The 1088-nt window shown below is 67.7% G+C and carries 1 protein-coding gene; it reads right to left on the bottom strand.

Annotated elements, in window-relative coordinates; genetic code table 11:
• Positions 1-1088 (bottom strand): amino acid adenylation domain-containing protein (locus HUW62_RS47375; protein ID WP_176438204.1); only part of this gene is annotated, 1088 nt, incomplete at both ends.

Below are 1088 nucleotides of genomic sequence, written 5' to 3'. Positions count from 1 at the left end.
CCAGCACCCCGTCCCCCCGCCACCTCACCACGTCTCCTGTCCGGTACAGCCGCTCGCCCTCTCCATACGGGCTCGGCACGAAGCGCTCCGCCGTCCACTCCGGGCGCCCCACGTACCCCACCGCCAACCCCTCTCCTCCCGCGTACAGCTCTCCCGGCACTCCCACCGCCACTGGATTCAGTCGCCCGTCCAGCACGTACACCTCCGTGCCTTCGACTGGTTTCCCAATCGGCGCACCTCGGGTGCCCACTTGCCGCTCGTCTTCCATCCGGTACGCCGTCGTGAAAGTCGTGTTCTCCGTCGGCCCGTACCCATTGATGAGTGTGCCGCCCTCGCGCAGCCGCTCTCGGACTCGCTGCGCCGGCAGCACGTCTCCTCCCGCAAGCACCTGACGCACGCCCTTCAGCGCTTCCGGCTGGTACGCCTGCATCTGCTCGAAGAGGGCCGCCGTCAGCCACAACGACGTCACGCCTCTCCTCGTCAGCTCGCGGCCTACTTCCTCCAGCGACACTTCCCTCGCCGGGTACACCACCAGCTTCGCCCCGTTCAGCAACGCCCCCCATACCTCCAACGTCGACGCGTCGAACGACACCGGCGCCATCTGCATCCACACCTCATCCGCGCTGAAGCTCGCGTAGCTGCTGCCCAGCACCAACCTCGCCACGGCCCTCTGCGGCACTCCCACGCCCTTCGGCGTCCCCGTGCTTCCCGACGTGTACATCACGTACGCCAGGTTGCCTCCGCTTCCTCGGAGGCTCGGGTTGCTTCGCGGCTGACGGCTGATGAGTTCCTTCTCCCCGTCCACACCCACCACCACGTCCGCGCTCTCCGCCACTTCCTCCACCTGCGCGTCCGTCCCCACCACCACCGCCACTCCCGCTTCCCTCTTCATCCACCTCAACCGCTCCGCTGGCACTCCTGCTTCCAGCGGCACGTACGCACCTCCCGCCTTCACCACCCCCAGCACCGACACCAACCACTTCACCCCTCGCTCCACGCACAAGCCCACCCGCACCTCAGAGCCCACTCCCACCGCCCTCAGGTGGTGCGCCAGTTGGTTGGCTCGCTCGTTCAGTTGCGTGTACGTC

It is taken from the genome of Myxococcus sp. AM011 (assembly GCF_013372595.1).
Taxonomy (GTDB): domain Bacteria; phylum Myxococcota; class Myxococcia; order Myxococcales; family Myxococcaceae; genus Myxococcus; species Myxococcus eversor.
Note: the sequence above shows the minus strand (reverse complement) of the source record. Positions and strands in the feature narration are given on the sequence as shown.